Origin of the sequence: Nocardiopsis exhalans, assembly GCF_024134545.1 — a bacterium.
Classification (GTDB): domain Bacteria; phylum Actinomycetota; class Actinomycetes; order Streptosporangiales; family Streptosporangiaceae; genus Nocardiopsis; species Nocardiopsis exhalans.
Genome location: NZ_CP099837.1, coordinates 3,066,249 through 3,091,925, shown reverse-complemented (window position 1 = coordinate 3,091,925; position 25,677 = coordinate 3,066,249). Strand labels below are relative to the sequence as shown.

The following is a 25,677-nucleotide window of genomic DNA, read 5'->3' as shown; positions in this document are numbered from 1 at the left end:
CCCGAACGGCGGTGCGGTCAACGCGGCCAGGAGGTGCGGCGGGGGGTAGGTACTCGGAACGCGCGGCCTCGCGCGCGATGGGACATGTTCTCATGGCGGAGATGACACTCCCTTTCGATCCGACAGGACTCTGGTGAGCCGGTCCGCCGGTTCGTTCAGTGGATCAGGGTCCGGTCCTGCCCTGATCCGGTAGGCCCGGTCCGTCCGGGCCTTCGGGTGCCGCGCCGGGGTTGCCGTCCGCGGTCGCCGGTGCGATCGGATCCGATCGGTCGACGCCGTGGCCGCGTGCGGGGTCGCTGTCCCGGGAACCCCCGTGATCAGCGCGTTCGTCGCGGCGGGTCTGGTCCATCAGGCGCAGTCCCTGTACGGCGTAGAGCAGTCCGGCCCACCAGTACAGAGCCGTTCCCCATAGGGCGAAGGCCCAACCTACAATCCTGGCCACATCTCCGACGATCGAGGCGTAACCCGCGATGAACAGGAGCGGGAACGCGTACAGAAGACAGAGCGTGGCGGCCTTGCCCGCGAAGTTGACCGGCAGCGGCCCGTAGCCGAAGTGGCGCAGTAGCGGCAGCGCGCCCAGGATGAGGACGTCGCGCAGGATCAGGATGGCCATCAGCCACCACGGGACGATGCCGCGCACGACCAGGCCGAGCAGGGCCGCGAAGATGTAGAGGCGGTCGGCGAGCGGGTCGAGGATCTGCCCCAGCTTGGTGGCCTGGTCCCAGGCCCGGGCGATCTTGCCGTCCAGCCAGTCGCTGAGCCCCGCCAGGGCGAGCACGAGCAGCGCCCACCAGTCCTCCTGCGGGCCCAGGATGAGCCAGAGGAACAGCGGTACGCCCAACAACCGGAGCATGCTCAACAGGTTGGGAACCGTCCAGATGCGGTCACTGACCACCGGGCTGGCCACGCTGCCCCCCGCCTCGTGTCTGCCTTCTTCCGCGGATCGCCCCATGGCGCCAACGATAACCGGCGGGACCGTCGTTTCCCGCCACCTCGCGCCCCACCGGGCCCAGGATGCCCGGCGGAGGACCGCCCGCTAATCGTATCGTGTACGGATTTGCCTTGTGACCCGGTGTCCACCTGGGCTTTCGGTCTCCCAGGTAACCGGTGGGGCTCGTGGGGCGTCTGGGACGAACAACGGTCTCCGCCCGCTTTCTGCTTCCCCGCCCGTGGGCGGGGCCCTCGACCGGGCCCCGCCCACGGGGGTTCGGCCCCGCGGTCAGGCCGGCCCGTCGCTACCGGAACCGTCCTCGGCCGCGGCCCGGTCCTGGCCGGCCTCCTCCGGCGCGCCGCGGCGCGCGGCGAAGGCCTTGCGCAGGGCCACGGACGCCTCCACCATCATCCACACCGCCAGGCCGAAGATGACCAGGTCCAGCGGGGCGAGCACGAAGCGCTGCATCGGATCGTCGCTCAACGCGAAGTCCCTCAGCTGCACCAGGAGCGCCCACGAGGTCATGACCGCGAGGAACACCAGGGGCACCAGGACCGCGACGGGGTTGCGCCCCTGCTTGGTCACCCACACGGCGATGACCGACAGCGCCAGGCCCGCGGTCAGCTGGTTGGTCGTACCGAACAGCTGCCAGAGGGTCCCGGCGGCGAAGTTCCCCGGGATGAGCGCCAGCCCGAACGGGATCGCCACCGCGAGGAGCGTGGCCGCGGTGATGTTGCGGCTGAGGAAACGCGAGGAGCGTTCGAGCACGCCGCCCTGGGCCGCCTTCTCCTTCACGATGGAGCTGATCTCCTGGATGGTGTAGCGCTGGAGCCGGACCGCGGTGTCCAGGCTCGTGGCCGCGAAGCTCACCACGACCACGGTGGCGAACACCAGCCCGACGCCCTCGGGGATCCCGATGTTGGACGCGAACCCGGCCACCCCTTCGACGAAACGGCCGGCCGGGTTGGTACCGGCGGTCGCCCAGTCGGCGTAGTGGTCGGTCCAGGCGGTTCCCTCATTGGCGGAGAAGACCATGATGCCCGCGGTGCAGGCCAGGATCGAGCAGACGGCCAGCGTGCCCTCGCCGAGCGAGCTCAGGTAACCCACGTAACGTGCGTCGGTCTCCTTGTTCAGCTGCTTGGAGGTCGTCCCCGAGGCGACCAAACTGTGGAAACCGGACACCGCACCGCAGGCGATGGTGATGAACAGCAGCGGGAAGATGGGCGGGCTTCCCTCGGGCAGGTCGCCGCGGAAGGCGGGGGCCTCGATCGTGTTCATGCCCACGATGATGCCGACCATGATGACGAGCAGGCCCACCACCATCTGCTGCTGGTTGATGTAGTCGCGGGGCTGCAGGAGCAGCCACACCGGAAGACGCGAGGTGAAGAAGGTGTAGACGAAGATCAGCACCAGCCACACCAGTGCGGGGTCGGCGCCCAGCAGGTTCGCCAGCGGGTCCACGGTGATGGGGAACGCCTGCCCGAGCGGGATGCACGCGTACACGACCAGCAGACTGATCAGTGACGGAACGAGCGCGGCGCTGCGCCTGCGGTAGACGACCTGGCCCACCCCGATCGCCAGCGGAATGGTGACCAGGACGGGGAGCACCGCCTCGGGGTTGGCGATGAGCAGGCCCGTGATGATCACCGCGAACACCGCGTTGACCATGGTCACCAGGAAGAAGATGATCAGTAGGAACAGGATCCGGGCCCGGGTGCCGATCACGTCCTTGGCCAGAGCCCCGATGCTCTTGCCCTTGTGCCGAACCGACACCACGATCGCCCCGAAGTCGTGGGCTCCGGAGGCGAAGATCGTGCCCAGCACCACCCACAGGAGCGCCGGCCCCCACCCCCAGAAGACCGCGATGGCGGGGCCGACGATCGGTGCCGCGCCCGCCACGGAGATGAAGTGGTGGGCGAAGACGATGTGCTTGTTGGTGGGGACGAAGTCGATCCCGTCCTTGTAGGCGTGGGCGGGGGTGACGAAGTCGGGGTCCAGGGAGTAGACCCGCTTCGCGAGATAGGCCGAGTAGAACCGGTAGCCGAGGGCGAACAGCGCCAGGGCTCCGAGAAGGACTGCTAGGGCCGACATGGGGGGGTTCCTTCGAACTCACGGCACCGGGTATGGCTGGGAAGGGGATTGGCGCCTGACTAGGGTGTATACAGTGCAGGCGAAATTAGCACGTGACGTTCGCCACGGTGAAGGGCGGACAAGGAGCTTCTTTCCCGCCGCGCCACGAGAGGCCGGCACCGTCGCGCGGACGGGTGCCCGGGGAGCCGCCGCGGAACGGGGAGCGGCCCGCCGCGGCGCCCCGGCCGGTGCTACTCCAGGGAGAGGATGCGCTCGGCCTCGCGCCGCCCCGACAACAGAGCTCCGTGCACCGTGGCGGTGTGCTCGATGTCGGTGGCCTCCCCCGCGAAGAAGACCCGGTCGCCGATCGGGGCACTCAGCGCCGTGCGGTCACCGTCCCCGGCCCCGACGGCGGTGAAGGAGAACCCGCCCCGCGCGAAGGGGTCGTCCATCCAGTGCGTCAGGTAGTGGTCGATCGGGTCCGGCGCCTTCTTGAACATGCCGCGCAGGGACGCCATGGCGTGCTCGACCACGTCGCCGTCGTCCATTCCGGCCAGGAACCGCGCGGCGTTGCCCCCGTTGCGGCTGACCAGGATGGGCTCGCCCAGGACGTTCTGCCCGGCGAACCAGTGGAACCAGGCGCCCTCCTCGGTGCCCAGGTGCACCAGCACCTCGGCGTCGCCCCAGAAGACCTCGTCGAAGCGCAGGAAGAGCTTCTCCAGTCGGCCGTTGCCCAGGCGCTGCACGGCGTCGCGCTTTTCCGCGGGCAGCTCCGGGGTGAAAGCCACCTGCCGGGCCCTCAGGACGCCCAGCGGCAGGGTGACCAGTACCCGGTCGGCGGTCAGCGTCTCCTCGCCGTCGGGGGTGTCCACCCGCACGCTGACGCCGCCGTCGTCGTGGGAGATGCTCAGCACGACGTGCTCCATGCGCACGTCCAGCCCCCGGGCGAGATAGTCGGTGAGCTGGCTCATCCCCTCGGGGAAGACCACGTCGTCGCCGCTGAACTCGTGGACGGAGGCCACCGCGGAGAAGGCGACCTCCTCGGCGTCCGCCCCGTGGTCGGCCTCGGCCAAGCGGTGCACGATCTCGACGGCGTCCCTGGCCCGCGAGCGCACGAGGTTGACGTCGTAGAGGGCGTGGTTGATGCCCTCCTCCATGGACTCCTCCGGGCTCGCGCCGACCGTGGCCCAGTACATGTGCTCGTGCAGGAGGTTGACGTCCTCCATGTTGCGGGTGTGCCGGTCGAACAGGAGCCTGCGGCCCTTGGGGTCGTAGGCGGTCTCGGTGGAGCGGTTGAACACGGCGGTGCGCGCGCCCACCTCCTCCACCAGCCGCGACAGCGGGTTGTTCTCCTCGCCGCGCATCCAGGAGGCCCCCGCGTCCAGGGTGGTGCCGTCCCAGGTGTGCACCGAGTGGATGCGCCCCCCGGTCCGGCTGCGCGCCTCGAGCACCGTCACGCGCTCGCCCTGGTCGGCCAGCCGGTCCGCGGCGGCCAACCCGGCCATCCCGGCGCCCACGACGATGGTGTGTCCCCGTCCCGGGTCGGCCTCGCGTCCGCGCGGTCCGGGCTCGGCGCGGGTGCCCCCGGAGACCTCCGCGCTCACGTCCTCGCTCATCGCACTCCCCCTCCGTGCCGACGCCCTCGGTGCTGGCGGCCCACAAGTGCGACCTTATGCGCCCCAACTGCCCCGATCAGGGAGGACACACCCGGGAAGCCTGGCGAGGGAGCCGGGGGGAGGTCCGGCGGGAACCCCTCCCCGGGAGGGCTCGGTCCGAGCAGGTCCCATCCGGGCCGGACACTGGTGCCGTCACCGTCCTGGTCCTGGCCGCCGGTGTCGCTCTCGTCCCCGGCGGCACCCTCGCCGTCGCCTTCCTCCTCGGCACCGTTCTCCGTGGACTCGACCGCGACGCCCCTCTGGAACCGGTGCGTGAGGCCGAGGCCGGCCAACACGGGCAGCGTCGGCTGCGCGCACACCTGGACCGGGCCCGGGGACTCGGGTACCGAGGGTCAGGGTTCGACGTGGGCGGCGAGGTTGGCCAGTGAGGAGCCGAGCCCGGCGGCGTGGTCCCCGGGTGTGATGCCCTGGGGCACGCCGGTCGCCTCGACGCTCACCCGGGTGCCCCCGTCGACCGGTGCGAGCCGCCAGGTCATCGTCATGGTCCCGGAGAAGTCGGGGTCCTCCGAAGCGAAGTCCACGCGCTGGACGATCCGTTCGTCGGGTAGTAGTTCGACGAACCCGACCTCGGTGACGTCGGTGGACTCCGTGGTCTTGCCCTGCCCGGTTCCGGGATCGAGATAGGTCAGCACCATCCGGAAGCCGCCGCCGGGCCAGGGGTCGAAGCGCTCGATCCGGCCGGTCATGCCTTCCGGGGGCAACCATGCCTCCAGGGCCCCGGGGTCGGTCATCGCGCGGTAGACCGCCGCCGGCGGCGCCGCGACGACACGTTCGGCGCGGTCGACCCGCGCGTTCCCCGCGCCCTGTTCGCTTCCGTGCCGTTCCCGCTCCATGAACCCACCCCGTTCAGACGCCCCGTACCAGGGCCAGCCGATAGCCAGGGCCCGACGATAACGCGGACCGGGGACATTCAGGGGAACCGGGAGGGGCCGCACAGCGGCGGGGCGGCGGTCGGCGCTCTTCACACCCACCGCCGCCCCCACGTGCACGGGCGGTCCCGTCCTGACCGCCCGAACGTAGGAGCGGTCCCGTCCTGACCGCTCAGGGCGCCCGGGTGGCAGGGCCCGGGTCCACGTCACCGCCGGGGTTCACGGCGTTGTCACCGCCTCCCGAGCGTCTGCCCATCCAGGAACCTAGCGCGCAAGGCTTTCAGATTTCTTTTGCCCGGAGGCCTGTCGCGCGTTCTCGGTTCCGGACGCCTCCGGCCGGGGATCAGCAGGTGTTGTCCTGGCTGTTCTGCCAGGTGATGTCCCGGACGACGGTCCCCTCTGCGCACGGCTGTTCGTTGACCGCCGTGTCCACGACGGTCAGGTTCTCCAGGGTGATACCCGAGGTGTTGGCGAACTCGCCCCGGGCGGCGAGCCGGATGTCGCCCGGCCCTTCGACGGTCCCTCCCGCGAGGGTGACGTTGTGGCAGTTCTCGATCAGGACCGCGTTGCCGCCGGTCCCGGAGATGTCCACGTGTTCAATGACCGCCCCGCCGCTCTCCGAGACGCAGAAGACCCCGCGGCCGCCGCCGCGCGCGCGGACCTCGCCGACCCGGATGTTGGCGGGGTAGTCGTCCCCGACCCTGCCGTTGCGGTTGGCCATGCGGAAGGCCGCGTAACCGGTGCCCGCGCCCGCGTTCTCCGCGTCGACCAGCCCGATGTCGGCGTTCTCGGTGTCGTTGAGCAGCAGCCCCGAGTAACCGGTGTCCCGGGCCGTGACGGTTCCCACGGTGAACCCGTCGACGCCGTAGGTCTCCACACCGTGGCTGTCGGTGCCCGAGACCCGGACGTGGTCGATGCTGATGTCGCGGGCCTGCCTGACGCTGTCGTTGTCACGGCTGTCGATGCGCATGCCGTGGCCGCCGGACATGCTCAGGTCGACCTGTCCGAAGTGGATGTCCTGGGCACTCTGCACGAACACCCCGAAGTAGGGCGAGCCGCTCAGGGACAGGTGGGGCACGGACACGTCCTGGACGCGGCGGATGCGCACAGCGGCGTTGTCGGCGCTCACAGACCCGGTCACGTCGATGGTGCCGCACACCTCGAAGGACGTGTGGCTGGGCAGGTCGAGGGGACCGTCCCCGGGCACGGTCCCCGACCCGCGGACCACCACGCTCTCCTGGGAGATCCGCCCGGGGTCGAGGCTGTCGACCGCGAAGCGCATGGCGGTGAGCATGTCGGGGCCCTCGTGGACGACGTCCCCGCCGTTGCGCACGGTCCAGGTCGAACCGTCCAGTTCGGCCTCCGCCTGGTAGCTTCCCGTCCCGCACTCGACCGCGGCCTCGGCGGTGGTCTCGGCTGGGGCCTCCGCGGCGGCCGCGGTGTCCTCGGAAGCGTTCTGGAGTTCGGACTCCGGGGGCGGGGCCGACGGGACGAGGGTCGCCGCCGCCACCCCCAGTCCCGCGAGGACGGCCAGGGACGCGGTGGGAAGGGCCCAGCGCGGACGTGTTCGGTTGCTGTGGGGGTTCATGCTGCTCCTCGTGTGCGGGCCCATGGGGGCTGGGGATCACGAACACGGTGCGGAACGGATTCCGCACGGTGAGTTCCGGAAGCTAGCACGGAAAGCGTTTTCCCGATACCGGCCCAAATGCGGGGGTCAGACCAGGCGACCCGCACGGGCCACGACCCGGCCCGCGCGCACGACCGCATGGCGTTCGGGCAGGTCCACCACGACCTGGGGCAGGCATTCGCCTTCCACCAGGAGGAAGTCCGCGGGGGCGCCCGGCTGGAAGTCGGCCCGTTCCAGGCCGAGCAGCGCCGCGCCGTCGTGCGCGGAGGTGAGGTAGGCGTCCGAGAGCTGCTCGTCGAGGCGGGCCCGCGACGCCTTGGCCAGCAGGTGCGCGCGGTGCAGCATGTCGGCGTCACCGAAGGGGCTCCAGGAGTCGCGGACACCGTCCGAGCCCACCCCGACCCGCACCCCGTGTTCGCGCAGCCGCGCCACGGGCAGGACCCGGGCCGGGCTCGGCGCCACGGTGGTGAGCGCGATTGCGGCCCCTCCCAGGGCCGCGGCAAGGGCGTCGAAGTCCTCCTCCGCCCCGGTCATCCCGAAGGCGTGGCTGACCGTCACGTTGCCGCCCAGGTCAAGGGCCCGGGTGCGGTCGATGATCGCCCACATCGTGCGCGAGCCCACGGGGCCGCCGTCGTGCAGGTGGATGTCGACTCCGACCCGGTGCCGGTCGGCCAGGCCGAACACGAGGTCGAGCTGGCCGTCGAGGTCGCCGTCGAAGCCCTCGGGGTCGATCCCGCCGACCAGGTCGGCCGCCCCGGTGCGCAGCGCCTCCTCCAACAGGGAATCGGTTCCGGGGGCGCGCCGGACCCCGTGCTGGGGGAAGGCGACGATCCGCACGTCCAAGGCGTGCTCCAGTCGCTTGGCGGCCTCCCGGACCCCTTGGAGGCCTTCCAGCCCGTAGGCGGGGGCGATGTCGGCGTGGGCCCGCATGGCCCGGGTGCCGCGGGTGACGGCGTGGCCCATGAGCCGTTCGGCCCGCACGGCGACCGGGGTGGGGGTGTCCCGGAAGACCTCGGCGTCTTGCTCGCCCAGCTCGGCGATCCCGCCGGCCGGGCGGCGCGAGAGCCAGGGCTCGCCCCAGGTGGTCTTGTCCGGATGGATGTGCGCGTCGACGAGCGTGGGCAGGGCGATCCGTCCGCCGCAGTCCACCACCTCGGCCTCCTCCTGCGCCCGCGCCGCCGACACCCGCCCGTCGACCACGACCAGGTCGACGGCGTCCCCGCCCATCGGCCGAACGTTCCGGAAGATCGTCGTGTGGCCCCGCTCAGCCATGGCAGCCTCCTCGCTTTTGGTATACCGCTAGCAGAGCATGCCAGAAAGAGAGTGGCCCCTCCACTCGGAGAGGCCACTCGGTGTCGCGGGCGGACCGGTCGCGCCCCTGGTCCGGTCAGGACCTGGGCGGCTCCCCGTCCTCGCCGTCGAACTCGATGTGCTCCTTGCGGAGTTCGCCCTCGACGTGCTCCTCACGGGTGACGTCGCGCTTGCGGACGTGGATCTCCTCGACCGGGACCTCCTCCTTGGAGACGACCGGGCGCTCCTCGTAGAGGGTGAAGGTCTCCTCGTCCTCCTCCATGTGACCGGTGTCCGTCACCTGCGAGGGGTCGGTGATGGGGCGGCGCTCCACCTCCAGCTCCTCGTGGTGCAGCGGGACCGTCTCGTCGAAGCGCTCGGTCTCCACGTGCCTGCGCATCCGCGCCTGCCCGCCCTCGCGCCGCTCGACACCGATGTCCACCTGCTCCTCGTGCCGGAGTACCGACATGTCCTCGGTGTCGGCCCCACCCGGTCCCCCGAGACGCTCACTGGCGTGGCGGTCGGCGGTCTCTCCGTGGGCCGCCGGAGGCATGGCGTGGGCCTGACCGCTCTCGGTCATGGCGTCGGCCGGGTCGTTCCCGTGCATCTCCGGCTCGTCGCCCCGGCCCTCGGGCACCGGGCCCTCGGCCCGCTCCCGGCCCCCGCCGGCGATCCCGGGACCGCCCATCCACTTGGGCATCTCCTGCCCGAGCGGGACCCCCTGCTGGTCGTTGGCCGCCTCTCCGGCGCCCCCAGGCAACCGCTGCTCCCCCTGCGCCTGCCGCGGGAACCCGCCCTGCCGGGCGAAGTAGTCGCGCACCAGCTCCTCGTCCTCGGGGGACACGTGCCGGTCCGCGTCGACGTGCGGCGCGTCCTTCACGGTGGCCTTGTCGTAGGGGATCTGGATGTCCTCCTCCACCGGTTGGGCTCCCTGGAGCGGGACGAGGGTCTCCTTCATGCCGAACAGTCCGGTGTGGACGGACACCCAGCTCGGCCGGCCCGTCTGGTCGTCGAGGAAGACCTGCTTGATCTTCCCCACGTTGTGTCCTTCGGTGTCGAGCACACGGTGGCCCACGAGGTCCTCGGGTACGAATTCGGCTGCCACGGGGCACCCCTTCCTGGTTCACGGCGGCGGGGGCATACTCCCCCGGTTCACTCCCCGCCTCTACCCGGCCCCAGCGCGAGTACAGATCTCCACCCCACTCCGTGCACGAGGAAGCACCGACCCTAGACCTCCCATTTGACCTGGGCCTTTCCCCGTCATCAGCCAGTGACGTCCCTTTGGCCTCCTGTTGGTATCAGCCGAGGCCTGACTGGGGGAGATCAGTCCAGGAGTCAACCTGGACACCACTGGAATCGATGGCGCTGACCTGCTCAGGCTGAGCTACGGTTTCGGAGGGCGAGCTGGACTGTCCGCGTCCAATCCCAGGCGGCCCACCAATGTCGGCTTCGGCCTGACCTACACCCTGCCGATCATCGTGGCCTGCCTGACCGCCAAGCCTGGGGCACTCCTGCTCCTGGAGAACCCGGAAGCGCACCTGCATCCCCGAGGGCAAACCCAGATCGCTTTCCTCCTGGCTCGGGCTGCCTCTGCGGGAGCACAGTTGATCGTGGAGACCCACAGCGACCACATCCTGAATGGCCTGCGGTTGGCCGTGAAGGAAGGTGAGCTGCCCCCAGAATCCGTGGCACTCCACTACTTCCGTAACCAGGGAACCGGAGCCACGGAGATCACCAGCCCTGCGATCGGCCCGGACGGGATGCTCTCCCAGTGGCCCGACGGCTTCTTCGACGAGTGGGACAACGCGGTCCTGCGCCTGCTCAGCTGACCCTCGCCGTTCCCCTCATCGGAGATCACTCACTATGATCCTGCTCTTCCTCAACGAACTCTCCTGTGCTCCGGAAACCGGCAAACACCAGGCAGCCTCGGCGATGGCGAACCTGGCCGAGGCGCTCACCCAGGTGCGGAGGGCATGCCCGGACGCGGCACTGAGGTTTTCTCAGCGAAATGATCTCTGCGGAGCAGGGTGATTTTCGGATCCCCGCCGGGCCGGACGAGTGGCACCTGGATGCGAGCAGACGTAGTCGGGTCGCCCGGAGGAATCTCACCTCCGGGCTCCCACAGATCCCGGCGTGACAGTCTCCCGTCACCGGGCTCTTCTCAACCTCGCCGTCAGAACTCCGGGACCCACCGCCAGTGCGCAAAGAAGCGCGGGTACTGGCCGGCCGTGCGCTGCCATGCGGCGTGCGCTTTCTTGAAGGTCCTCAGCCGTTTGTACTTCTTCCTCATCCAGCGCACCAGGTAGACGTTGATGCGCCTGAGCAGCGGATAAAGCTCCGACCGATAGAACCGGCCGTAGTAGTTCATCCACCCTGACACGATCGGATTGAGCCACCGTGCGAGGTCCTGCTCGGAGAAGGGGGTGCGGCGGTGCAACCGCCAGGATCGCACCGTTTCGCTCATCTTCCGCATGGCGGTCTTGGAGACCGCCGGGCCGAAGCCCGTGAACACGGTCCCATGTCTGCTGCGAACTGCCCGTGCCCGGAACGTGAACCCCAGGAAGTCGAACGCTGTGTGCTCGAAAGAGCCCTTGCGCTTTCCGTCCTTGCAGTAGACGATCCGGGTCTTGTCCGGGTGAAGCCTTAGCCCGACCTGTTCCATCCGTTGCTCGATCGCCGAGACCAGCATCCTGGCCTGGCTCTCACTGCGACAGTGCACCACCGCATCATCGACGTACCTCTCGAACGGCACCGACGGGAACCGCCGGTCCATCCACTCGTCGAACGCATAGTGCAAGAACAGGTTGGCCAGCACGGGTGAAACCGCCGACCCCTGGGGGGTCCCACGGTCCCGTTCGGCTTGCGAGCCGTCAGGCCGTTGCATGGGGGCGGCAAGCCACCGCTTGACATACAAAATGAGCCTTTCCGGGTAACGGTTTGTGACCGTGGGTGAGTATCGGTCAGGTGGTGCGGTCGTGTTCGAGCTGGAGCAGGACCAGTGCGGCGAGGGTGATCGCGCCGATGCGCCAGGGGTCAAGGCTCACCCGCCGTAGTGCTTTGAAGGTGGTCTTGAGTAGGGAGTTGGCGCGTTCTGCGACCCCGTGCACTCCACGGATCAGCTGGTTGTAGGCCTTCTGGTCACCGGTCAGCTCCTGGCCTGCGGGTTTCTTCACCGGATGCCGGATGGCAGGGCTGAGGTTCTCATAGCCCAGGTCGGTGAGGGTGAGCAGACCCTGGTCGGTGGCCACCTTCTCCAGCGCGGGCAGCAAGTCGGTTTCGGCTTTCGCGCAGGTGGTGTCGTGCTCACGCCCAGGCCGGACCTGCGAGGTCCACAGCGGCCACCCGTCCGGGGTCGAGAGCACCTGGACGTTGCCGCCGTGGTGTTTGTGCTTGCCGACCACCAAAGGTCAGCCCCGTTGGGGCCCGGGGTGGACACCCGGTCGGTGCGCACCACGGTCCCGTCCAGGTTCAGGTGACTCAGTCCGGCCTTCCTGGCCTGGATGAGGGCTTGTTCCAGGTCTGGGGCGTGTGCGGCCAGGACGTCGATGCCCTCGTGCAGGTAGGTGTAGACCGTGCTGGTGCTGATGGCGTTGTCGGTGGCCAGTTGAGCGGGGCGGGTGCCGTCGAGGAACCAGCGCAGGACGAGCACGGCCTGTTTGAAGGGTCCCAGCGCCCGGGTGCCGCTTCGGGTACCGAGGGTGCGCCGGTGGGCGGCCAGCTGCCGGGAGACGAACTCGGCGGTTGGGCGGTCGACATCGAGCACACAGGTGTAGGTAATGTGGGACAAGCGAGGCCTCTGGTTCGGTCGGTGATACGTCGCAATATCACCTGTACCAGGGGCTTCGTTGCTGTGCGGGACTGGGTTGGGGTTGATCTTCTCAGGTTCCCACCCCAACGACCGTCACTGTGAGTGAGTCATGCTTACTCAGAAAGGCTCAGTCTCTGGCCGTCGCCTTGGGGGAAGATCATCGGCGGAGCCGCGCCCCACCGGGCCTTGGCCTCATTGCGCGTTTCGTGGTCATCGAGGCGGCGGATGAACATCAGGTAGGTGATCTGCTCGATCACCTCTCGTGAGTTGGACATGCCCTCAGCGTCAAAGGCATCCCAGAGGCGATCGATCCGGTTCTTCAGTTCAGCACTGAGCACACAAAAACGGTAGCACCGGGCGCAGACGCACCCTCGGCACGAAGAGCCCCGAAGCACCCCCGTAGCCGCCGTGTGTGTGGTCTGCTGGAAAGCATGGAGCAAGAAAGGGACAGCGACAGTACTGAGCGCTCAGTACAGGGGCGAACGTTGCCTGACACGCTCGCGGCAGCCGACATCAAGCAGCTGGTACGTGCGTCGCGTGAGGGTGATGGGGACGAAGCGGAACGGATCCGCCGAAGGTACCTGGAAGGGTAGACCGCTGGCGACCAGAAGCCTTACAGGGCAGGGGCTCTCGTGTTAACTTCAGGGTCCGGGATCGTTCCGTTGAGGCCTGAGCGGAGACACATGGAACTGGAATTGCTAGCCAAGGACGACAAGTCCGGGATCAAGGGCTGCCCCTCCGTCTACATCACTGACACCGGCGAGTTCGTCGTTCAGGGCGCCGGCCTTGCCGCCACCGACTTCGCGAAGCTGGCCAATCCTCTGCCAGGGGAGACCGCTGTGCGTATCTCACCCGAGATCGTGCTCGCCGCCGTCGAGCAGTACCAGCGGAGGAATGTGTGACCTCTCCGCAGGCCAGTGCTCGTCCGGTCAGCGAAGCTGAGTTCGATCAATTCTTCGAAGATTGCCGCTACACCGCCTTCCGGTTGGAGACGCTCCAGGTCTATGACGTCAGCTACGAGGAAGAGGCTTTTCGCCGGTTCCTGACCGACGGAGAGGTCATCACCACCTCGTCCCACCAGGAGTGGGCTCGCATCGTTGGTGGCAGGCGACGCTTTCACCGTGTTCATGTGGTGGTTGAACCCCTCACGGACTACCTGCGGTTCGAGTGCGTGTGGGCCTACCGCACCAACGTCAAAGCTGGTGAGGACGTCAATGTCCTGCCGGTCAGCGAAGGTTCTTGGCCCGCAGGCATCCCCCGATCCGACTACTGGCTGTTCGACTCGGAGCATCTGGTGCGCATGAACTACGCCTCGGACGGAACCATGCTCACACCTGAGCTGGTGACCGCTCCCGACGAGATCGTGCGAGCCAACGTCGTACGTGACCGAGCACTGCATCTGGCCACACCTTTCACTGAATACGAAAGACACTTCGACACCGACATGCGACCCCTGTGACGGACAGCGAGCACCAAAGAACCACCAACACCGTGCACGGTGCTCCAGAAGCTTTGTTGCAGACGGGGGCCGTGCACGGTGACGTCCACATCGCCTCGGGAACATCCCGAACCACCGCCGTTCCACGCCAGCTTCCACTACCACCAAAAGGGTTCGTGGATCGCGAGGCTCAACTGCGGCGGTTGGACGCGCTGACAGCACAGGAATCGGGTGTACCGGTCGCGGTTCTGGCCGGACCGCCCGGTGTCGGTAAGAGCGCATTGGCCGTGCACTGGGCCCATCGGGCACGCGTCCGCTTTCCGGACGGGGATCTCTACGTCAGCATGCATAGTCATGCACCCGGACCACGTGCACAAGCTTCTCAAGCGCTCGACGCAATTCTGAGAAGCCTCGGGGTGGCCTCTGACCGTATCCCCCTGGACCTGGACGGCCGCTCGGCTCTCTACCGCTCAGAGGTGCACGGCAAGCGCCTTCTGATCGTCATCGACGACGTGCTCGATCCGGCACAGGTACGACCCCTTCTGCCAGCCTCATCCGGCAGCATGGTCGTGGTGACCAGCCGGAGCACATTACCGGGGTTGGTCGCGCGTGACGGCGCCGAACGTCTGCCTCTGGGGGTCCTTCCCCTCACCGACTCGGTGGACCTACTGCGGGTCACCATCGGCACCCGTGTGGATTCCGAGCGGGAAGCCGCGCGCAGCCTGGCCAAGCACTGTGCACGCCTACCACTGGCACTCAGGGTGGCTGCCGAACGGCTCATCGAACGGCCAGAGACCGCGGTGGCTGATCTGGTGAACGAACTGGCTGCAGAAGAGTCTCGTCTGGACGCTCTCGCGGAAGAAGACGAACTGAGTGATCTACGTGCCGTGATGACCGCTTCCTACCAGGGTCTGGACACCGAGACCGCCCGATTCTTCCGCCGCCTCGGGCCGCATCCAGGAGCGGAGTTCTCCATAGCGGCCGCAGCGGCGATCACCAGTGTCCCGAGCACCGAAGCCCGTAGGCTTCTGGATCGTTTGAAGCGGGCCAACCTCGTGGAACGCCCACACCCTGACCGCTACCGCCTGCACGATCTGGTCCGTCTGTACGTCGGGGAACGGGTTCGTGCTGAGGACGGGGACGATTCTGTATCCGAGAGCATCGGACAGCTCGCACGGTGGTACACACACGCCGCGTCCCGAGCCCAGTTGGCCGAGCACCCGCACTTCCCCGTGGTACCCGGAGACGAGACGCCACAGGACCTTCCCGACTTCGCCTCTCTCGAGGAAGCGCTGTCCTGGTTCGAGACCGAGCGAACAAACCTCATCGCTGCGACGGAAGCCGCTCTGGAACACGGCCATTACGACACCGCCTGGCGCCTGCCCGCCAGCGTCTACCCCCTGTTCGAGGCGCATCGGCACTGGCACGCGTGGGTTGACCTGCACAGGATCGGGCTGAGAGCGGCGGAGGACGCCGAAGATGCGTTCGGATTGGCCCGCAACCACTTGGGGATGGGCGACGCCCTGTGGCTCCAGGAAGACCTCGAAACGGCCGAGCATCACTACCAGCAAGCGCTGAAAAGCAGCGACCGCTGGGTGCAGGGGTTTGCGCTCCGGCAGCTCGCTCTGGTGGCTTGGCAGCGCGGCGATCGGGGCGCCGATACCGTGAAGAACGTGGAGCTCTCCCGTGCGATCTTTCAGGAGGCGGGCGAACGGCAAGGCGAAGCAATGTCCCTGCTCAGCCTGGCCGATTTCTGCGCTGATTCGAGGAGTTGGCAGGAGGCCCTCGCCCACTGCCGCGCGGCGGTCGACGCCTTCGAGGAGATCGGCGCCGAGTCGAGCGTGGCCTGGGCCCGCTGTTCTCTGGGTCGGATCCTCACCGCTACAGGCCATGCCGCTGAGGCCGTCCTTGAGTACCAAGCCGCGATAACGGCCTTCGACAGGCGTGAGGACGACGACAGCCGAGCGGTAGCGCTACTCGGCCTTGGTGGGACGCATGCCGAGCTGAATGAGCCGGAGCGGGCACGTGAGGCCTGGGCAGCCGCCCTGGACTACTTCCGGGACCACGGCGACCCGCGTACTCGTGAGGTGGAGGAGCGGCTGAGAAGCCTAGATGCCTGACAGCAGTACGGAGCGCCCGCCCCGAGAGTCAGGGGCGGGCGCTCCGGTGTTCAGCTCAGTTGTGCGCGTTCACACCACCGGGATCAGACCTTGCGGTGCTGGGGCACCCAGACGCCGTCCTCGACGGTGTAGTCACCGAAGAGCGCCGGGGCCTCGGCCTTGAGGGTCTCGCCGATCTGGTTGAACAGCAGACGGATCTCCTCCTCCGCGCCGGGGGCGGTACGGGCTTCCAGGGTGTGGCGCAGGGTGCGCACGTTGGCGGTCCATACCAGGCCGGTCGCCACGCCCTCGGGGGCGAAGCGGCGCATGAAGGAGGTCTTGTGCTTCTTCTCCGCGAACTTCACGCCCTCGTCGTCCAGCCCGAAGTGCTCGGCCATCCAGAACTGGAACTCCTCCATCTGCTGAAGCATCGCGGTGGCGCGCTCCATCAGCTCCGGGTCCTCCTCGGCCCAGTCGGGGAACCAGAACGGCAGGTCGGTCAGGCGCACGAAGCGCAGCGACTCCTGCGAGACGGCCACGCCGGGCCGGTGCCGGATGAGCTCGTGGGTGAGCACCCGGGAGACGTTGTGCAGCACGAAGCTGAAGCTGACGTGCTCCAGGACCGAACCGTGCAGGCTGGCCAGGATGTTGCCGAGGTAGGCGTCCTGGTCCTTGCGCACCCGGGTGACGTTCGGGTTCAGACCCGGCTCCCAGGAGCGGTAGCACAGGCGCCCGGCGAACTCGGCGAGATTCTGCGGGTCGTTGAGGTGGGCGTCCAGATCGCCCCGGTCGAAGCGCTCCAACCACGCCTCGCCGCCGACCTCCTTGAGGTAGTCGGCGATCGCGTCGTAGTCCACCTGCGGACGTGCAACCAGGCGGACCTGGGGCTCGACCTTCTTCACAGAAACCTCTTCTCGCAGCTCCCCGCCCCAGGGCACACGTCAAGGCCATGACCAGGGTTTTCCGGGGCACGGGAGCGTGTGTGGGACTGGGCCGATTGACCTCCCCCGAGGGTACACGTCCAGGGCCGGGGTAGGGCCTGGGCACCTGTGTGAGAACTGGGAAAAGGCCGAGGGGCCGGGTGCCTGACCCGCGTATGAGCGCGGTCGGGCACCCGGCCCCTCGCTGGCCCTGTAGGGGAACGGTGCTCGTTGGGAGGATTCGGACGCTCGTTAGAGGCCGAGGACGAATCCACCGGGCGAAAGGATGACTCCGACCACGATGAGGACGATGCCCCAGAGGAGCTGGCCGCGCAGGACGCCCAACACGCCGGAGACGATAAGGATGATTCCGAGGATTAGCAGCAAAATACTCATACACAACCCCTGTCCGCTAACGGATTGATCAAACTTCGTTCACGGCAAGGTTTCGGGAATGAATCTCTCCCGTGCTGGTGAGAGGCGGTCCGCACGCGTCGGATCTCTCACGCGCGGACCGCGTTTCCCCGAGTTCGAGATTCCCGGGTCAGCGTTTGGCGAGCTCCAGGACCCGGGAGACGATGCCCTCGCCGACGCTGGCGGTCAGGATCGACTCCGGATGGAACTGCACCGCGTACCAGCGGGCCGCCGGGTCCTCGATCGCCATCACCACGGGCTCCTCGCCGGTCTCCCCGTCCAGGACCGCGGTGACCTCGAAGTTCTTCACCAGATCGGGCGTGCTGTACGTGGAGTGGTAGCGGGCGGCCGGGAAGGCGCCCCCCTCACCCATCCCGAACAGCAGGCGACCGCCGAAGACCCGGACGCGGCCGGGCTTGCCGTGCACCGGCTCGTCCAGGGTCCGAAGCTCTCCCCCCGCGTGCTCGACCATGCCCTGCAGGCCCAGGCACACCCCGAACACCGGCAGTTCGCGGGCGGACAGCGCGTCCAGCAGACCCGACATCGCGAAGTCCGCCGGCAGACCGGGGCCGGGCGAGAGGACGACGAGGTCGGGGGCGAGCCGGTCCAGGAGCGAGGGGTCGAAACCGTAGCGGACGGTGGTCACCTCGGCCCCGTGGCGGCGCACGTAGTCGGCGAGGGTGTTCACGAAGGAGTCCTCGTGGTCCACCAGCAGGACCTTCATCCCCGAACCCGGGAGCTCGGCCGGGGCGGCGGGCCCGGTTCCGGTCTCGGTCCCCTCCGGCGCGGACGCCGCCGTGTCAGCGCTCTCCTCCGCCGCCAGGGCCTCCTCGCCCTGGGCGAGGGTCTCCAGCAGCGCGCGGGCCTTGAGGAAGGTCTCCTTCTCCTCCGCCTCGGGGTCGGAGTCGTAGAGCAGGGTCGCGCCCACACGTACGGCCGCCACCCCGTCGCGGATGTGCGCGGTGCGCAGGGTGAGCCCGGTGTTCATGGAGCCGTCGAAGTTGACCACCCCGACGGCGCCGCCGTACCAGCGGCGGGGGCTGGTCTCGTGCTGCTCGATGAAACGCATCGCCCAGGTCTTGGGCGCACCGGTGACGGTGACCGCCCACATGTGGGTGAGGAAGGCGTCCAAGGCGTCGAAGTCGCGGCGCAGGGTGCCCTCGATGTGGTCCACGGTGTGGATGAGGCGCGAGTACATCTCGATCTGGCGGCGGCCGATCACCTTGACGCTGCCCGGCTCGCACACGCGCGACTTGTCGTTGCGGTCCACGTCCGTGCACATGGTGAGCTCGGACTTCTCCTTCACCGAGGAGAGAAGCTCCTGGATGTTCTCGGCGTCGCCGAGCGCGTCCTCACCGCGGCGGATGGTGCCGGAGATCGGGCAGGTCTCCACCCGCTGGCCGGTGCCGGGCTCACCGCTGACCCGCACGAACATCTCCGGGGAGGCGCCGACCAGGTACTCGCCCTCGCCCAGGTTGAAGAAGAACTCGTAGGGGGCGGGGTTGCGGTCGCGCAGCAGTTCGTAGAAGCGGGCCGGTGAGGAGCAGCGGGCGTAGGTGCGGTGCCCGGGGACCACCTCGAAGAGGTCTCCGCGGCGGAACTTCTTCTTGGCCTCGGCGACCACCTGGGCGTAGGAGCCGGGCCGGGGGCCGGGCGGGACCTCGGTGGCGACCACCGGCGGGGTGAGTTCGGTCTCGCGGGGCAGACCCTCGGTGGTGGCCTCGGGGCGCGCCCCTTCACCCCCGTCGGTGTCGCCCTTTGTTCCGGCGTCGCCGGGAACGGTGAACTCGTAGGTGTAGCGCACACAGGTCTCGCGCTTGCGGTCGCGGACCACTATGGCGTCGGGCAGGTGCAGCACCAGGTCGCGGTCGGCGGGGTCGCGGTCGATGTGCCGCTCCACCGGCTCGAACTGGAAGGCGAGGTCGTAGCCGAAGGCGCCGTACAGGCCCAGATTGGAGTCCTCGGGGCTGCGCAGGGCCGCGACCACGGCGCGCAGGGCGGTGAAGACGCTGGGGCGGCGACTGCGCTCCTCCTCGGTGAAGAACGCGTCGGGGTCGGGCTCGGGCACGGTGACGGCGACGTGGTCGGCGTCCTGTTCGCGCTCACTCACCCCGGGCACGGTGTCCAGCGCCTGGGCCAGGACCGGGAGCAGGACCCGCCCGCGGGCGTTGAGGGCGGTGGCGGTGACGCGGCGCCCCCGGGTGCTGATCTCCAGGCAGGGGTCCACGTACCCCAGGTGCCAGCGGTCGTAGCGGCCCGGATACTCCATCCCCGAGGAGAGCACGCCGCCGCGGCGGTACTCGACCGAGCTGACGAGTTCGGTGAGGATCTCGGGGTCACAGGGGGTGGCGCTGCGGTGGACGGTCACGCCGCTCGGGGTGCGGTACGTGGTGGTCTGTGCGTCGCTGGGGTTCACGGCCGGTCCTTTTGGCGCTCTGCGGTCGGGGTGGTCATCACCGGCCGGGGCCGCCAAAAGCGAAAAACGACCGCCGGTCCGGGGCGGTCGCTGCGGTGTTCGGGAAATGCGAACTGTCGGTGCGCCGCCTAGGAGCGGCGCCACCACTGTCCCTGGATGGCTGGGCTGGTTCGCATGGGCCCGAGTGTAGCGCCTGGTGCGGGCCCCAGCCACCGTTTCCGCGAACCCCGCGTCCCGTGGCAGCCCTCACCCCGACCAGTGGTAGCGGCGTTCGGGCCGTCCCGCGGTGCCGTAGCGCAGCCGAACCTCGACCTGGCCCGTCTCGACGAAGTACTCCAGGTAGCGGCGGGCGCTGACCCTGGAGACCCCCGTGGCGGCGGCGCACTCGGTCGCCGACATCCCGCCCTCCTCCTGCCCCCGCCCCGTCGCGGTCCGGTCGCTCAGCGTCCTCTCCACGAGTTCGGCGGTCTGCCTCGTCAGCCCCTTCGGCATCGTCTTCGCGGAGCGGGCGGCGGGCCGGACCGCTCCGAAGGCCCGGTCGACGGCGGCCTGGTCCGCGGCTCCCTCACCGTCCAGGTGGCGCCGCAGCCCGGCGTACTCCTGCAACCGTTCGGTGAGCTCGGCCGGCTCGAACGGTTTGATGAGGTACTGGACGGCGCCGCCGCGCAGCGCCTGGCGGACGGTCACGCCGTCGCGCGCGGCGGTGATCACCAGGACGTCCACGTCCGGCAGGTCCTCGCCTCCGGCCGGCCCGCGCAGGTCACGCAGCACGTCGATGCCGCTCATGTCGGGCAGGTAGATGTCGAGCAGGACCAGTTCGGGGCGCAGCCGCTCGACCATCTCCAGGGCCTCGGCCCCGGTGCGGGCCTCGCCCACGACGGTGAAGCCGGGGACGCGCTCCACCAGACCGCGGTGGACGCGGGCCACCATGAAGTCGTCGTCGACTATGAGCGTCCTCACCGGCATCGGTCCTCTCCTCCTTCGGTTGGTTTCTCGTACAGGACGGCGGTGAACTCCGAACCGGCGACGGTCGCCGCCCCGCCTCGTCGCGCGCACACCAGGCCGACGATCGCCAGCCCGAGACCGCGCTTGCGCCCGGTTCCGTCCTTCGTGGTGTAGCCGTGCCGGAACACCTGGCCCGCGAGTTCGCCGGGCACCCCCGGCCCCGAGTCGCGGACCACCACGCGGACCGGCTCACCGCCGCCGCCGACCACCTCGACCTCGACCCAGGGCGGGTCGGGGCTCGCGTGGGTCGGCGCGATCGCGTCCAACGCGTTGTCCACCAGGTTGCCCACGACCGTGACGAGGTCGTCGGACAGCTCCTCCGTCACCGGCCCCAGCCTGGTCGCCGGCGCGATGCTCAGCCGGGTGCGCTGTTCGTCGGCCAGGCTGGTCTTGGCGATGAGCAGCGCGGCGAGCGACGGGTCGCCGATCCGGGCGGTGACGTCGGCGCTGAGCTGGGCGCGGGCGCCGCCCACCAGGCGGACGTACTTGGCCGCCTCCTCGTGCTCTCGCAGCTCCAGCAGTCCGGAGATGACGTGCAGCCGGTTGCTGAACTCGTGCGCCTGGGCGCGCAGGGTCTCGGTGGTGGTCTTGCTGGTGTCCAGCTCGTGCTGGAGTTCGACCAGGTCGGTGCGGTCACGCATGGTGGTCACCGACCCGGCCGGGCGTCCGTCGTTCTCCAGGGGCATGCGGTTGAGGGCGACCAGCCGGTCGCCCAGGACCACGACGGCGTCGCGCCCCCGCACCCGGCCCCGCAGGACTTCCTCCAGGTCACCGGGCACGCCGAGCTCGGCCAGGGCGGCGCCCACGCTGTCGGCCGGCAGACCGAGCAGGCGGACCGCGGCGTCGTTGACCAGGGTGACGCGGTCGTCGGCGTCCAGGCCCAGGACGCCCTCCTTGATTCCGTACAGCATGGCCTCGCGGTGTTTCACGAGCCGGGTGATCTGGTCGGGCTCCAGCCCGAGTGTCTGGCGTTTGACGCGGCGCGACAGCAGCAGGGATCCGGCCACGCCGAGCACGCTGGCGATGCCCAGGTAGACCAGGAGGTTCGGGGTGGCCAGGACCAGCAGCTCCCCGGTACTGGGGTAGTCCATGCCCGCGACCACCGCGCCGAGGACTTCTCCGCCCTCCCCGATGACGGGTACGGCCGCGGCCACGGTCCGCTGCCCGTTGGTCTGGCTCACCCCGGACCAGGCCCGTCCCAGCAGCGCGGACGCGACACCCGGGTCGTTCTGGGAGCCGCCGGCCTCCGGTCCCGGGTCCAGGGTCAGGGCCTGCCCGTCCCGGTCGTGGATGACCAGGTGGTCGGCGCCGGAGAGTACCCGCACGCCCTCCGCGGTCGGGGCGAGGACGTCCCAGCCGCCCGGCTCCCCCAGACCGGCCCGGACGGTGTCGCGGGCGGCCGTGCTCTCGGCGACCGAGAGCATGCGCCTGGCCTCGGTCTGGCGCAGGCGGGCGTCGGACTGGGCCAGGGACACGGCGGCCACCATCACCAGCACGATGACGACGATGCCCAGCTGCAGGGCGAGGAACTGCCCTGCCAGCGTCGTCCGACGCGCCGTGACCACGATTCCCACCCCGACTCCGGTGTGACCGTGAACACAACGACCACAACATTCCTTACCACCATTGCCCGCACAAAAGACACAACACTTCTCGCGGGGGTTTCCCTCTGGTTGCCTGTGCGTTGCATCACTCGACTACCGGAACATACCCGGCCAAATCCCCTACGGAGAAATCATGCTCCGCGTGACGAAGACGCACGTCAGTTCCCGTGCCGCCGGTTCGGCCCCTTCCCTTCGGAACCGGATGACGGGCGCTGCCGCGATCGGCGCCGCCCTGCCGGTGCTGCTGGCCGCCTGCGGCTCCTCCGACGGGGCGAGCGAGGACGGGACCTGGGCGCCGACCAAACCGATCGAGATCACCGCCCCGGCCGCCACCGGCGGCGGCTGGGACACCCTGGCCCGCACCAGCGCCCGCCTGCTGGAGGAGGAGGGGCTGGTCGACCAGTCCCTCCAGGTGGTCAACAAGCCCGGTGCCGGCGGCGCCATCGGTTGGGGCTACATCGCCAACAACGCCGGCGACCCGCACAAGCTGTTCGTGACCAGCCCGCCCATCCTGCTGGTGCCGATGGCCGGCGACTCCGACCACGACCACGACGACTTCACGCCGGTCGCCCGTCTGGCCACCGACTACATGGTCTACCTGGTGGAGGCCGACTCACCCATCGAGACCTTCGACGACCTGACCTCGGAGGTGGACTCCGGCGGCTTCAGCATCGGCGGCGGATCCGGCCCGGGCAGCATGGACCACGTCGCGCTGGCGGGTGCGCTGGAGGCGGCCGGGACCGACCCGTCCCAGGCCAACTACATCCCCTTCGACGGCGGCGGCGAGGCCATGACCGCGCTGCTGGGCGGCCACGTGGACGCGGCCGTCACGGGAGCCGGAGAGGCCCTGGGCATGGTGGAGTCGGGCGAGATGCGCGCGGTCGGCATCTCCTCGCCCGAGCGCGGCACGGCCCTTCCTGACGTGCCGACCCTGGTGGAGCAGGACATCGACTTCACGTTCGACATCTGGCGCGGCGTCATGGCCCCCGCGGAGCTCGAGGAGGCGCAGGTCGCCTACTACGAGAACCTGTTCGCGGACATGGTGGAGACCGAGGCCTGGCAGGAGGAGTCCGAGCGTCTGGGCTGGACCGAAGCGTACATGGGCAGCGAGGACTTCGGCGCGTTCCTGGACCAGACCCGCGAGGAGTTCGCCGAGATCCTGACGGAGGTCGGCCTCCAGTGAGCAACGAGACCACGGCGCGCTCCGGCGGCGCGTCCGAGGAGGGGGCGGCCGGGCGCCGCCCCCGGCGTACCCGGGGACCGGCCGCCGCGGTCCCGGCGGAGAGGGCGTTCGTGTTCTCTCCCCGGACCCTGGGCGCCGCGATCGGGCTGTTCGCGGTCGGCTACCTGGTGCTGGCCTTCCAGATGCCCGACTACACGGCGGTGAGCGTCCCGGTCCAGCCCTCCACCCTGCCGCGCTGGCTGGGTGTGGTCCTGCTGGTACTGGCCGTGCTGCTGTTCTTCCAGCGCGCCCCGGTCCGGGAGGCGCCGTCCGAGACCGGGTCCGGGACCGCGGAGTCGACCGCCCCCGGCTCCGAGACCGACAGCGCCACCGGGGAGGGAGCCGACAGCAGGCCCGACCAGCCCGAGACTCTGGAGCCGGCCGAGACCCCGGGGCCGGCCGGCGAGGCCGGAACCCGGCTGGGCCGCCTCAACGACTCCCGGTTGGAGACCGGGCTGTTCGTCGGCGCCCTGTGCCTCTACGTCGCCCTGTTCGAACCCCTCGGCTTCATCCTGTCCACCGCCCTCTACCTGGGGTCGATGACCTGGTACCTCGGCTACCGACGCCACCTGGCCACCGCCACGGTCGCCCTCGGCCTGCCGTTCGCCCTCTACGCGGGCATGACCTGGGGCCTCGGCGTGGCGCTGCCGAGCGGACCGCTTCCCTTCTGACCTGAACCAAGGACCCCTTCCATGGGCATGTTCGACCAACTCCTGCACGGGTTCAGCATCGCGCTGACCCCGGAGAACCTCCTCTTCGTCTTCATCGGTGTCCTGGCCGGGACGATCATCGGCATCCTGCCGGGGCTGGGCCCGATGAGCGCGATCGCGCTGATGATCCCCATCGCCTACGGCATGGACCCCACCTCGGCGATCATCATGCTGGCGGGGGTCTACTACGGGGCGATCTTCGGCGGATCGACCTCGTCCATCCTGCTCAACGCCCCGGGGGTGGCCGGAACCGTCGCCACCTCCTTCGACGGCTATCCGATGGCCCGCCAGGGCAAGGCGGGCAAGGCGCTGGCGATCGCGGCGATCTCGTCGTTCGTCGGCGGCACCGTCGGCGTCATCGGGCTGATGGCGATCGCGCCGAGCCTGGCGTCCTTCGCCGTCAGCTTCGGTCCCGTGGAGTACTTCGCCCTGATGGTGCTGGGCCTGACCGCGGTGGTGACGCTGGGCGGGCGCAACCTGGTCAAGGGCCTGGTCTCGGCCGTGGTCGGGGTGATGATCGCCCTGGTGGGCATCGACTCCCAGACCGCCATCGTGCGCTACACCTTCGACCTGCCCGAACTGTACGAGGGCGTGGAGTTCCTCATCGTCGCGCTGGGCGTGTTCGCGCTGGCCGAGGTGCTGGTCATGCTCAACCGGCGCGGGGACGGCGGTGCGCGCGGCGGTGTGACCTCGCTGCGGCTGTCCGGTCGCGAGCTGGGACGGATCACCCCGCCGACGCTGCGCTCGTCGGTACTGGGTTTCTTCACCGGGGTCCTGCCCGGGGCGGGGGCGACGGTGGCCTCGTTCCTGTCGTACTCGATGGAGAAGAAGCTGGCGCGCGACGGCGACACCTTCGGCAAGGGCAACCCGAAGGGCGTGGCCGCGCCCGAGGCCGCCAACAACGCGGCGGCGGTGGGTTCCTTCGTCCCGCTGATGACCCTGGGGGTGCCGGGTTCGGGCACGACCGCGATCCTGTTGGGCGCGCTGCTGGTGCTGGGCGTACAGCCGGGGCCGATGATGCTGACCGACAACCCCGACATGTTCTGGGGCGTGGTCGCCTCGATGTACGTGGGCAGCGTGGTCCTGCTGGTCCTCAACCTGCCGCTGATCCCGGTCTTCGCCAAGGTCCTGAACACCCCCAAGGCGGTGTTGGTCCCGCTGGTGGTCGTATTCTGCGTGGTGGGCGTGTACGGGCTCAGCTTCAGCGTGTTCGACCTGGGGCTGCTGGCGGCGTTCGGCGCCATCGGCTTCCTGATGCGGCGCAACGACTTCCCGGCCGCGCCCCTGATCCTGGGGCTGATCCTGGGCGGTCTGATGGAGACGAACATGCGCCGGGCCCTGCAGATCTCCGGCGGCGAGTGGTCGGTGTTCGTCAACTCGCCCATCGCCGCAGGGCTGCTGGCGCTCGCCGTGCTGTCGATGGCACCGGCGCTGGTGCGGGCCCTTCGGGGGCGCGGGAGCGCCGACCGCGCCGAAGAGCGCGAGCGGGCGGGTTCCGCCAAGGGCTGAGGAAGAGTGACGCCGGGGTGCCCGGGCGGCGGCCGCGACAGCGGGAACGCCCGGGCCGGGGAACAGGGG

22 protein-coding genes and 1 pseudogene are annotated in these 25,677 nt (G+C 69.4%); 8 read left to right on the top strand and 15 right to left on the bottom strand.

Going from position 1 to position 25,677, the window contains the following annotated elements:
* Positions 1-163: 163 nt before the first annotated feature.
* The 3 genes from clsA to NE857_RS13690 form a co-directional block, all read right to left on the bottom strand.
* On the bottom strand, positions 164-907 hold the full coding sequence (clsA, locus tag NE857_RS13700) for a cardiolipin synthase ClsA (protein WP_254421975.1): 744 nt from the start codon (positions 905-907) through the stop codon (positions 164-166).
* Between the two features lie 312 nt (positions 908-1,219).
* Positions 1,220-3,022 (bottom strand): carbon starvation CstA family protein, encoded by a 1,803-nt coding sequence (locus NE857_RS13695; RefSeq protein ID WP_254421339.1) that lies wholly within the window; start codon positions 3,020-3,022, stop codon positions 1,220-1,222.
* A gap of 230 nt (positions 3,023-3,252) precedes the next feature.
* Positions 3,253-4,617 carry a flavin monoamine oxidase family protein gene (locus NE857_RS13690; RefSeq protein ID WP_254421338.1) on the bottom strand — a complete coding sequence of 455 codons (1,365 nt, stop codon included), beginning with the start codon at positions 4,615-4,617 and terminating at the stop codon, positions 3,253-3,255.
* Between the two features lie 14 nt (positions 4,618-4,631).
* On the opposite strand from NE857_RS13690, the gene NE857_RS13685 reads away from it, so the two are divergent.
* Positions 4,632-5,045, top strand: a complete 414-nt coding sequence (locus NE857_RS13685; RefSeq protein WP_254421337.1) for a hypothetical protein — start codon at positions 4,632-4,634, stop codon at positions 5,043-5,045.
* Here the strand turns inward: NE857_RS13685 and NE857_RS13680 are convergent.
* From NE857_RS13680 to NE857_RS13665, 4 genes are all read right to left on the bottom strand, one after another.
* Positions 5,010-5,510 carry an SRPBCC family protein gene (locus NE857_RS13680; protein WP_254421336.1) on the bottom strand — a complete coding sequence of 167 codons (501 nt, stop codon included), beginning with the start codon at positions 5,508-5,510 and terminating at the stop codon, positions 5,010-5,012. The genes NE857_RS13685 and NE857_RS13680 overlap by 36 nt on opposite strands.
* A 379-nt stretch (positions 5,511-5,889) precedes the next feature.
* Entirely contained in the window at positions 5,890-7,134 is a 1,245-nt protein-coding gene (locus NE857_RS13675; RefSeq protein WP_254421335.1) for a right-handed parallel beta-helix repeat-containing protein, read from the bottom strand.
* A 126-nt stretch (positions 7,135-7,260) separates the two neighbouring features.
* Positions 7,261-8,445, bottom strand: coding sequence for an amidohydrolase (locus NE857_RS13670; protein WP_254421334.1), 1,185 nt, complete (start codon positions 8,443-8,445; stop codon positions 7,261-7,263).
* Positions 8,446-8,560: 115 nt separating this feature from the next.
* Positions 8,561-9,568 carry a PRC and DUF2382 domain-containing protein gene (locus tag NE857_RS13665; RefSeq protein WP_254421333.1) on the bottom strand — a complete coding sequence of 336 codons (1,008 nt, stop codon included), beginning with the start codon at positions 9,566-9,568 and terminating at the stop codon, positions 8,561-8,563.
* Positions 9,569-9,776: 208 nt separating this feature from the next.
* On the opposite strand from NE857_RS13665, the gene NE857_RS34220 reads away from it, so the two are divergent.
* A complete protein-coding gene (locus NE857_RS34220; RefSeq protein ID WP_344014115.1) occupies positions 9,777-10,292 on the top strand; it encodes an AAA family ATPase in 516 nt (171 codons plus the stop codon).
* Positions 10,293-10,636: 344 nt separating this feature from the next.
* Here the strand turns inward: NE857_RS34220 and NE857_RS13650 are convergent, their stop codons facing one another.
* The 3 genes and pseudogenes from NE857_RS13650 to NE857_RS13640 all read right to left on the bottom strand — a co-directional run bounded on the left by NE857_RS13650 (position 10,637) and on the right by NE857_RS13640 (position 12,609).
* Entirely contained in the window at positions 10,637-11,377 is a 741-nt protein-coding gene (locus NE857_RS13650) for a reverse transcriptase domain-containing protein (RefSeq protein WP_363319946.1), read from the bottom strand.
* 46 nt (positions 11,378-11,423) lie between these two features.
* Positions 11,424-12,226 (bottom strand): annotated as a pseudogene (locus tag NE857_RS13645) (HARBI1 family protein).
* A 158-nt stretch (positions 12,227-12,384) separates the two neighbouring features.
* Positions 12,385-12,609 (bottom strand): type I restriction-modification system subunit M N-terminal domain-containing protein, encoded by a 225-nt coding sequence (locus NE857_RS13640; protein WP_254421331.1) that lies wholly within the window; start codon positions 12,607-12,609, stop codon positions 12,385-12,387.
* A 345-nt stretch (positions 12,610-12,954) separates the two neighbouring features.
* Between NE857_RS13640 and NE857_RS13635 the strand changes: the two genes are divergently transcribed.
* From NE857_RS13635 to NE857_RS13625, 3 genes are all read left to right on the top strand, one after another.
* Complete coding sequence (locus NE857_RS13635; RefSeq protein WP_254421330.1) at positions 12,955-13,173, top strand: hypothetical protein; 219 nt, start codon at positions 12,955-12,957, stop codon at positions 13,171-13,173.
* On the top strand, positions 13,170-13,730 hold the full coding sequence (locus tag NE857_RS13630) for a DUF6879 family protein (protein WP_254421329.1): 561 nt from the start codon (positions 13,170-13,172) through the stop codon (positions 13,728-13,730). Before NE857_RS13635 ends, NE857_RS13630 begins: the two co-directional genes overlap by 4 nt.
* 182 nt (positions 13,731-13,912) lie before the next feature.
* A complete protein-coding gene (locus tag NE857_RS13625; RefSeq protein ID WP_254421328.1) occupies positions 13,913-15,829 on the top strand; it encodes a tetratricopeptide repeat protein in 1,917 nt (638 codons plus the stop codon).
* Positions 15,830-15,912: 83 nt separating this feature from the next.
* Here the strand turns inward: NE857_RS13625 and thyX are convergent, their stop codons facing one another.
* The 5 genes from thyX to NE857_RS13600 form a co-directional block, all read right to left on the bottom strand.
* Positions 15,913-16,710, bottom strand: a complete 798-nt coding sequence (gene thyX / locus NE857_RS13620) for an FAD-dependent thymidylate synthase (protein ID WP_254421327.1) — start codon at positions 16,708-16,710, stop codon at positions 15,913-15,915.
* A 270-nt stretch (positions 16,711-16,980) separates the two neighbouring features.
* Complete coding sequence (locus NE857_RS13615) at positions 16,981-17,124, bottom strand: GPGG-motif small membrane protein (protein ID WP_254421326.1); 144 nt, start codon at positions 17,122-17,124, stop codon at positions 16,981-16,983.
* Positions 17,125-17,272: 148 nt separating this feature from the next.
* Positions 17,273-19,558 (bottom strand): anthranilate synthase component I, encoded by a 2,286-nt coding sequence (locus NE857_RS13610; RefSeq protein ID WP_254421325.1) that lies wholly within the window; start codon positions 19,556-19,558, stop codon positions 17,273-17,275.
* A 246-nt stretch (positions 19,559-19,804) separates the two neighbouring features.
* A complete protein-coding gene (locus NE857_RS13605; RefSeq protein WP_254421324.1) occupies positions 19,805-20,524 on the bottom strand; it encodes a response regulator in 720 nt (239 codons plus the stop codon).
* On the bottom strand, positions 20,515-22,128 hold the full coding sequence (locus NE857_RS13600; protein WP_344012028.1) for a sensor histidine kinase: 1,614 nt from the start codon (positions 22,126-22,128) through the stop codon (positions 20,515-20,517). The genes NE857_RS13605 and NE857_RS13600 overlap by 10 nt, the downstream gene beginning before the upstream one ends.
* Positions 22,129-22,300: 172 nt before the next feature.
* Here NE857_RS13600 and NE857_RS13595 point away from each other — a divergent pair, with 172 nt between their 5' ends.
* From NE857_RS13595 to NE857_RS13585, 3 genes are read left to right on the top strand one after another with little or no spacing between them, the layout of a single operon-like run.
* Positions 22,301-23,350 (top strand): tripartite tricarboxylate transporter substrate binding protein, encoded by a 1,050-nt coding sequence (locus NE857_RS13595; RefSeq protein WP_254421322.1) that lies wholly within the window; start codon positions 22,301-22,303, stop codon positions 23,348-23,350.
* Complete coding sequence (locus NE857_RS13590) at positions 23,347-24,060, top strand: tripartite tricarboxylate transporter TctB family protein (protein ID WP_254421321.1); 714 nt, start codon at positions 23,347-23,349, stop codon at positions 24,058-24,060. Before NE857_RS13595 ends, NE857_RS13590 begins: the two co-directional genes overlap by 4 nt.
* A 21-nt stretch (positions 24,061-24,081) precedes the next feature.
* Positions 24,082-25,608, top strand: coding sequence for a tripartite tricarboxylate transporter permease (locus NE857_RS13585; protein ID WP_254421320.1), 1,527 nt, complete (start codon positions 24,082-24,084; stop codon positions 25,606-25,608).
* The last annotated feature ends 69 nt before the right edge of the window (positions 25,609-25,677 follow it).

Excerpts from the sequence above, each read along its gene's own strand:
- NE857_RS13695 (WP_254421339.1), bottom strand. The coding sequence starts at position 3,022 with ATGTCGGCCCTAGCAGTCCTTCTCGGAGCCCTGGCGCTGTTCGCCCTC.
- NE857_RS13690 (WP_254421338.1), bottom strand. The coding sequence starts at position 4,617 with ATGAGCGAGGACGTGAGCGCGGAGGTCTCCGGGGGCACCCGCGCCGAG.
- NE857_RS13680 (WP_254421336.1), bottom strand. The coding sequence starts at position 5,510 with ATGGAGCGGGAACGGCACGGAAGCGAACAGGGCGCGGGGAACGCGCGG.
- NE857_RS13675 (WP_254421335.1), bottom strand. The coding sequence starts at position 7,134 with ATGAACCCCCACAGCAACCGAACACGTCCGCGCTGGGCCCTTCCCACC.
- NE857_RS13670 (WP_254421334.1), bottom strand. The coding sequence starts at position 8,445 with ATGGCTGAGCGGGGCCACACGACGATCTTCCGGAACGTTCGGCCGATG.
- NE857_RS13635 (WP_254421330.1), top strand. The coding sequence starts at position 12,955 with ATGGAACTGGAATTGCTAGCCAAGGACGACAAGTCCGGGATCAAGGGC.
- NE857_RS13615 (WP_254421326.1), bottom strand. The coding sequence starts at position 17,124 with ATGAGTATTTTGCTGCTAATCCTCGGAATCATCCTTATCGTCTCCGGC.
- NE857_RS13605 (WP_254421324.1), bottom strand. The coding sequence starts at position 20,524 with ATGCCGGTGAGGACGCTCATAGTCGACGACGACTTCATGGTGGCCCGC.
- NE857_RS13595 (WP_254421322.1), top strand. The coding sequence starts at position 22,301 with ATGCTCCGCGTGACGAAGACGCACGTCAGTTCCCGTGCCGCCGGTTCG.
- NE857_RS13585 (WP_254421320.1), top strand. The coding sequence starts at position 24,082 with ATGGGCATGTTCGACCAACTCCTGCACGGGTTCAGCATCGCGCTGACC.